Source organism: Pedobacter petrophilus (genome assembly GCF_009674725.1).
Lineage (GTDB): Bacteria > Bacteroidota > Bacteroidia > Sphingobacteriales > Sphingobacteriaceae > Pedobacter > Pedobacter petrophilus.
This window is the reverse complement of the sequence record NZ_WKKH01000086.1, coordinates 1-8,082: the sequence shown is the minus strand read 5'-3', so window position 1 is coordinate 8,082 and position 8,082 is coordinate 1. Positions and strand designations below refer to the sequence as shown.

The 8,082-nt window shown below is 39.0% G+C and carries 6 protein-coding genes; all 6 read left to right on the top strand.

Features of this window, described 5'->3' with window-relative positions; genetic code table 11:
• Positions 1-387: 387 nt before the first annotated feature.
• Positions 388-1,914, top strand: coding sequence for a bifunctional phosphoribosylaminoimidazolecarboxamide formyltransferase/IMP cyclohydrolase (gene purH, locus GJU39_RS22715; protein WP_154283284.1), 1,527 nt, complete (start codon positions 388-390; stop codon positions 1,912-1,914).
• A gap of 166 nt (positions 1,915-2,080) precedes the next feature.
• Entirely contained in the window at positions 2,081-3,103 is a 1,023-nt protein-coding gene (locus tag GJU39_RS22710; RefSeq protein ID WP_010601761.1) for a rod shape-determining protein, read from the top strand.
• Between the two features lie 83 nt (positions 3,104-3,186).
• Positions 3,187-4,026, top strand: a complete 840-nt coding sequence (mreC, locus tag GJU39_RS22705; protein ID WP_154283283.1) for a rod shape-determining protein MreC — start codon at positions 3,187-3,189, stop codon at positions 4,024-4,026.
• Positions 4,019-4,534 (top strand): rod shape-determining protein MreD, encoded by a 516-nt coding sequence (locus GJU39_RS22700; RefSeq protein WP_154283282.1) that lies wholly within the window; start codon positions 4,019-4,021, stop codon positions 4,532-4,534. The genes mreC and GJU39_RS22700 overlap by 8 nt, the downstream gene beginning before the upstream one ends.
• Complete coding sequence (mrdA, locus tag GJU39_RS22695; protein WP_154283281.1) at positions 4,534-6,546, top strand: penicillin-binding protein 2; 2,013 nt, start codon at positions 4,534-4,536, stop codon at positions 6,544-6,546. Before GJU39_RS22700 ends, mrdA begins: the two co-directional genes overlap by 1 nt.
• 1 nt (position 6,547) lies before the next feature.
• Positions 6,548-7,810, top strand: coding sequence for a rod shape-determining protein RodA (gene rodA / locus GJU39_RS22690; RefSeq protein WP_154283280.1), 1,263 nt, complete (start codon positions 6,548-6,550; stop codon positions 7,808-7,810).
• Positions 7,811-8,082: the final 272 nt, after the last annotated feature.

The following is an 8,082-nucleotide window of genomic DNA, read 5'->3' as shown; positions in this document are numbered from 1 at the left end:
ACATCAGTTCAAAGCCTTGATTTTATTCATAAGTTGTTCATGTTTTTACAGGCATTCATGAGCTCGCAGAAAAGCTCGGTTTTGTTACTTTTTTGATCAAGCAAAAAAGTAAGAGCCCTTCGGCGGCCAGCCGGGGCAAGCCAAGCGTAGAGGAAAAATGTTTTCGGCGAGTCATAAAATCAACCCATAGATGAGATGTCCAACTTTAGGATAGATCTTTCCTCAACCAAATGATTTACGGCGGCACACCCTACAACCAAAACTTGCTGGAGTACCCTAAAAATCAATGTAATCTGCTCCATACACAGCCCTGCATTTTTTACACCCATAACATACCAAAAAACCAATCCTCTTTTACTACCTTTGCGGCTCAAATTTTACAGTAAAATGAGTCAGTCTATTAAGATCAAAAACGCTTTAATTTCAGTATATTACAAAGATGGTTTGGAGCCATTGGTGAAATTATTGGCCGCACAAGGGGTTCAATTATTCTCTACCGGAGGAACAGAACAATTTATTAAAGATCTAAATTTACCGGTTACGGCTGTTGAAGATCTAACTGGTTACCCATCCATTCTAGGTGGTCGCGTGAAAACCTTACATCCAAAAGTTTTCGGCGGAATTTTAAATCGAAGGGCTTTAACTGGCGATCAGGAACAGATTGCAGAATACGATATTCCGGAAATTGACTTGGTTATTGTTGATTTATATCCATTTGAAGAAACCGTAAAAGCTGGCGGAACACCAGAAGAAATTATCGAAAAAATCGATATCGGTGGGATTTCGTTAATCCGTGCTGCAGCAAAAAACTTTAATGATGTGGTGATTATCGCATCTAAGAATGACTACCCTACTTTGCAAGCTCGACTCGAAGCGCAAAATGGTGAAACCACATTAGCACAACGTAAATCTTACGCGAAAACAGCTTTCCATACCTCTTCTCACTACGACACTGCTATCTTCAACTATTTCAATGAAGAAGAGCCTCTTCCTGTTTTCAAACAAAGTGTTACAGATGCTAAAACTTTGCGTTACGGAGAAAACCCACATCAGGGTGCGGTGTTTTATGGCGATTTAGATGCCATGTTTACTAAATTGAACGGAAAAGAACTTTCATATAATAATCTGGTAGATGTTGATGCTGCTGTTGCTTTAGTCGACGAATTCGAAGATCCGACATTTGCAATCTTAAAACACACCAATGCTTGTGGTATTGCTTCCCGCCCAACGGTAAAACAAGCGTGGCTTGATGCATTAGCATGCGATCCGGTTTCTGCTTTTGGTGGTGTGTTAATTACCAATGTTGAGGTTGACCTTGCAACTGCTGAAGAAATTAACAAATTATTTTTCGAAGTATTGATTGCACCTTCTTATCAGCCGGAAGCTGTTGAGTTATTCAGCAAAAAGAAAAACCGCGTGATTTTGCAACGCAATGATGTAGAATTAAGCAAGAAACAGTTCAAAACCTTATTAAATGGTGTTATAGAGCAGGATAAAGATTTAATTATCGAAGGTCCGGAGCAAATGACAACCGTAACCGATAAAGCGCCAACCGAACAAGAATTAAAAGACTTATACTTCGCCAATAAAATTGTGAAACACACAAAATCTAACACCATCGTTTTGGTGAAAAATGATGTGTTAATTGCAAGCGGCGTGGGTCAAACCTCACGTGTTGATGCTTTAAGACAGGCGATCGACAAAGCGGCTTCATTTGGTTTCAGTGTAACCGGTTGCGCAATGGCATCAGATGCTTTCTTTCCTTTCCCAGACTGTGTAGAAATTGCTGCTGAAGCGGGAATCACTGCCGTTTTACAACCAGGTGGCTCAATTAAAGATGCAGATTCTGTTGCAAAAGCAAATGAAAAAGGCATTGCAATGGTAACCACAGGTGTTAGACACTTTAAACACTAGTTTAAGTAGATAGCGAAAAGCCTAAAGCACATTCTCCACAGCTTTAAGCTTTCTGCTTTAATCTTTCAGCTGATTGCTAAAGAAAATAATACTAAGAGCAATAAAAAAGCTATTTTTACATTAGGAATAGTATAGATTTAACAATTTAAAGAAATATAACTCATACATGGGATTATTCAATTGGTTTACGCAGGAAGTTGCCATCGATTTAGGTACTGCGAATACCCTGATTATACATAACGACAAAGTTGTGGTAGATGAACCATCTATTGTAGCATTCGATCGTACTACAAACAAAGTTATTGCAATTGGCCGTCAGGCGATGCAAATGGAAGGTAAAACCCATGATAATATCAAAACCGTTCGTCCCTTAAAAGATGGTGTAATTGCCGATTTCAACGCTGCTGAAGCGATGATTAAAGGAATGATCCGGATGTTAAATGGTGGTAAAGGCTGGATGTTTCCATCTTTACGTATGGTAATTTGTATTCCGTCTGGTATTACGGAAGTAGAAAAACGTGCGGTGCGTGACTCTGCTGAGATTGCAGGAGCCAAAGAAGTTTATTTAATTCACGAGCCAATGGCTGCTGCTGTAGGTATTGGGATCGACGTTGAAGAACCGATGGGTAACATGATCATTGATATTGGTGGTGGTACTACCGAGATTGCTGTAATCGCCCTATCTGGTATTGTATGCGATCAATCTATCCGCGTTGCGGGAGATAACTTTGACTCTGATATCGTAAACTACATCCGTCGCCAACATAACATTATGATTGGTGACCGTACGGCAGAGAAAATTAAAATTGAAGTAGGTGCAGCTTTACCCGAATTACAGGATGCTCCTGCAGATTTTGCAGTTCAAGGCCGTGATTTGATGACGGGTGTTCCGAAACAAATCACTGTTTCTTATACAGAAATTGCACATTGTTTAGATAAATCCATCTCTAAAATTGAAGAAGCTATTTTAAAAGCATTAGAGATTACGCCTCCAGAACTTTCTGCAGACATTTACCAGACTGGTATTTATTTAACAGGTGGCGGTGCATTATTAAGAGGCCTGGATAAACGTGTTGCGGCAAAAACGAAATTGCCGGTACATGTTGCCGAAGATCCACTTCGTGCGGTTGTTCGTGGAACAGGTATTGCCTTAAAGAACATTGGCGGCTATAAATTCTTAATGCAATAATTTAGTTTTCAATTAACAGTTTTTAGTTTAGGCTCGTTCAAACTGAAAACTGTTAACTGACTAACTCTCAACTTTTAACTCAAATGCGTAACCTTTGGATATTCGTAAGTAGATACAACGCATTTTTCTTATTTATTATCTTTTTCCTTATTGGGATTTACCTCACCGTAAAAAATAATTCTTACCAGAGAAGTGTCACCTTAAATTCATCTAACGAGATAGTTGGTACCGCATATGAAAGACTAAATATTTTCAAAAGATATTTAAATCTGGGAATGGTGAATGATAGTTTAGCAGCCGAAAACGCTAAACTTAGAACCAATTTACTCGCCTTAACTACTGTAGATACAGCTAAGGATGTTAAGATTGTTGATACGATAACCAATCAGCAATACACCTATCTGGCGGCCAAGGTGGTTAAGAATTCTGTTACACTACGCAATAACATCATGACGATTAATAAGGGAAGTCTGGATGGGATAAAAAATGGAATGGCTGTAATTGCCCCTCAACGTGGTATAGTTGGTTTGATCAGGGATGTTTCCGAACATTTGGCCACAATCCAATCCCTCCTTCATAAGGATACCCGAATCAGCGTAACCTTAAAGAAAAATCATGCTTTAGGCTCTTTAGTTTGGGGCGAAGGAAATTTCGACATTAAAAAAGCATTTATCAAGGAAGTTCCCAATCACATTAAAATGTATGTGGGAGATTCTGTTGTCACTTCTGGTTATGGATCTTTCCCTGCCGGCATTTTCGTCGGAAAAGTGATCAAGCCAAACGTGGCCACCAATGATAATTTCCTGTCTGGCGAATTAAATCTCGCTACCGATTTCAGTACCTTACAATATGTGTACGTAATTAAAGATAAAAGAGCTGAAGAACAAAAAGCCTTAGAAAGTTTAGTTAAACCGAATGAATAGCAGAATCATAATCGTAAATTTAATCAGGTGGTTTATCCTGCTTTTTGTTCAGATTTTTCTGCTCAAAAACATGGGTTTTTATGACCTTTCCACTCCTTTTATTTACATCCTCTTTTTATTGCTTTTACCCTTCGGGATACCGAACATTTTACTCTATTTATTGGCATTTGGAACGGGCTTAACACTTGATGCATTCTATGATACTATGGGGGTACATGCTACCGCGTGCGTAGTGCTTGCCTTTGTCAGGATATCATTTATTTCGATAAGTTTAAACCGCGACGCAATTGATGACCCGGAACCATCGTTAAGTTATATGGGCTTCCAGTGGTTTTCGCTTTATGCTTTTCTTTGTGTTATTGCCCATCATTTGGTGCTGTTCTTTTTAGAAACATTTAGGTTAACTGAAATTGGTTACACCTTAATGAGATGCGGCTTAAGTTGTATCTTTACACTGCTTATTATTTTTTTAGTAGAGTTTATCTTCTATAAAAGAACTTCCCGCTAATGGATCAATTATTTAACAGAAAATATATCATTCAAGGATTATTTATTGTAATCGCAATCATCTTACTGGGAAAATTATTTTATATCCAGATTGTGAGCGATAAATACTTTCTTTCTGCAGAAAGTAACGTGCTACGTAAAATTTATAAATTCCCGGCCCGTGGTGCCATCCTGGATCGGAATATGAAAGTAATTGTTCAAAACGAGCCGGTATATGATTTGATGGTTACACCCAGCGAGGTTAAAACATTTGATACCCTGGCATTAGCACAAGCACTGGAAATTTCAGTAGCAGATGTACGTAAAAAGTTAAAGAAATCTCGGGCACAATCAGCCTATCAAGCTACTTTTTTTGAACGTCAGATTTCGGTACAAGCTTATGCCCAACTTCAGGAAATCATGTATAGATTTCCCGGTTTTAGAACCCAGGACAGAACCATCAGGCATTATCCTGACAGCATTGCCGGACAGCTCTTTGGCTATGTAAAAGAAGTTAATCCAGATGACATTGAAAAATCTGAAGGTTACTATAAGCCTGGAGACTTCATAGGAAAAAGTGGTCTTGAACGTTCATATGAAGATTTCTTACGAGGAGAAAAGGGTGTAATCAATATGCTTTACGATGCAAAAAACATTCCTAAAGGAAGCTATTCAGAAGGCAAATATGACGTGAATGCCGTTTCAGGTGAACGTTTAATTTCTTCATTAGATATTCGCATTCAAAAGCTTGGCGAAGAACTAATGAAAAATAAAGTTGGTGCGATTGTGGCCATAGAGCCGTCGACAGGTGAAATCCTTGCATTCGTAAGTAGTCCGGGATATGATCCGAATCAACTTGTTGGTAAAGATTGGGGTAAAAATTACATGGGATTGCTTGCAAACCCGTATCGACCTCAAATCGTTCGCCCGATTGCGGGACAGTATTCACCAGGCTCATCTTTTAAACCTGTAGATGCACTGGTGGCTTTGCAAGATGGGGCAATCAATCCAAATACCACCTTCAACTGCCCTGGCTATTACATGGCAGGAAGACAAAAAATAAGATGTGAACACGTTGATGGAACAATTAATATGCAACGTGGAATTGCCAGAAGTTGTAATACCTATTTTTGTCACGTTTTCCAAAATATCATTACCAAAAATGGAATGAAAAAACAGCGTCAAACCTATGCTCACTGGCAAGAGCAAATTTCCAAGTGGGGTTTCGGTCAGAAACTAGGTATCGACATGCCTTTCGAAAAAAAAGGCATATTTTATACAGCAGACTATTACAATAAGAAATATAACAACCGTTGGGGTTATACAACTGTAATCTCCCAGGCGATTGGCCAGGGAGAAATTACTTCTACCCCTTTGCAGATGGCTAACGTTATGGCTGCGATAGCAAATCGCGGTTATTACCTTAAACCACACTTGATTAAAGGTATAGGTGATAAGAAATTAGTGAAGAAAGAGTATTTGGAGAAAAATTTTGTTGGTATAGATGAGCAATACTTTGCACCTGTAATTGAAGGGATGAGGGATGCAGTGAATAGTCCTTGGGGTACAGCTAAGGAATCGAAAATTCCAAATATTGTGATGTGTGGAAAAACAGGTACAGTGCAAAATCCACATGGAAAGAATCATTCAGTTTTTATTGGTTTTGCACCAATGGAGAACCCGAAAATCGCAATAGCAGTTATTGTAGAAAACGGTGGTTTTGGTGGCTCCTATGCTGCTCCGATATCCAGCTTTATCGTGGAAAAATACTTAACAGACTCTATTAAACCAAAAGCAAACGGATATACAGTTAAGGCTTTTTCAGAAACCAATTTACTGCCAGCAATTGTAGATAAAACAAAAAAGACAAAACCTTCAAAGGCCGATAGCGTATCCAATAAAAAAGCAGATTCAGTTAAAAAAGCAAAAGATAGCATCAGAATAAAGGCTGCTACCATAACACAAACAATTGCCACCAAACCAAAAACGCTGAAGCCATTAACCGTAACTGATAAACCAGCAATCAACCACTAGCATGCAGCAACAACAGAGCAACCGCTTCTTTTTTAATGTGGATTGGATTACTGTGTTAATCTATATTGCCTTATGTACAGTCGGTTTTATCAATATCTTCGCATCGGTTCCGCCTGAAAAATCAGATGTATTCAGTTTCAACACCCTTTATGGAAAGCAGCTGATTTATGTGCTAACCGGATTGGTATTGGGTCTGGCCATACTTCTTTTCGATGGACGGGTATTTAATGTTTTCTCTCCTTTTATTTACGGGGGAACATTGGTTTTGCTCCTCGCCGTTTTGGTAATCGGAAATAAAGTTGCCGGAAACCAGGCCTGGATTGCCATTGGCTCCTTCAAATTACAGCCCGCAGAATTTGCCAAATTCGGTACGGCTTTGCTACTGGCCAGATATGTAGGCAGTTTTAACCCAAAATTCAGAGATTTTAAATCCATTGGAATAGCAGCGCTGATTGTAGGTGCGCCCTTGATATTAATTATGCTGCAGCCCGATACAGGCTCTGCACTAGTGTTTCTCGCTTTTATGTTCCCGCTATATCGTGAAGGATTATCTGGTTATTTTCTCCTGATTTTTTTAGGAATGATTGTATTATTCATCGCCGATTTCTTAGTTCCTACCTACATCCTGATCCTGATCATTTCCACGATTGCCGGTCTTTTCATCTACAACAACAGGAGGAAGCAAAAAATCATCTTCTCTACAGTACTCGTAACGGTGCTGGCAATAGGCTATTTATTTCTAATTAAGGTAGCATACGAAAAGGTATTGGCGCCGCACCAGAGAAGCAGGATTGAATTGATGCTGGGTTTAAAAACCGACAATAAAGGTGCAGGTTATAATGTTATCCAGTCGCAAATTGCGATTGGCTCAGGTCAGGCTATGGGGCGGGGATTTTTACAGGGTACACAAACCAAATATGGCTATGTTCCGGAACAAAGTACAGATTTTATTTTCTCTACAATTGGTGAAGAATGGGGTTTCCTTGGTTGTTCAGTAGTGATCGCACTATATATATTCTTACTCCTGAGGTTGATAAACCTTGCAGAAAGGCAACGTTCCACTTTCTCGAGGGTGTATGGCTATAGTGTGGCGTGTATCCTATTTTTCCATGTTTTCATCAATATAGGGATGACGATCGGCATTATTCCGGTGATAGGGATTCCACTACCGCTGATCAGTTATGGAGGTTCGTCTCTCTGGAGCTTTACCATTTTATTGTTCATCTTCCTAAAACTGGATTCCAACAGAATGGGATTTTTTTAGAGATAAAGGAATAAGGAGGAAAGAATAAAGAGTAAAGAATAAGGAGCAAAGATTAAAGACCAAAGAACAAGGAGCAAAGATTAAAGAGCAAAGATTAAAGAGCAAAGAACAAGGAGCAAGATTAAAGAGCAAAGATAAATCGTTTAAAACGAAATGATTAGGTAGTGTAAATTGAACTGTGTCAGCCAGTTTAATCATTTTGCAAATGCAGCTTTATTCTATCCTCAAACATAATGTATAGCTGAGATAATGTCAAGTTCCAATTCTGCAGG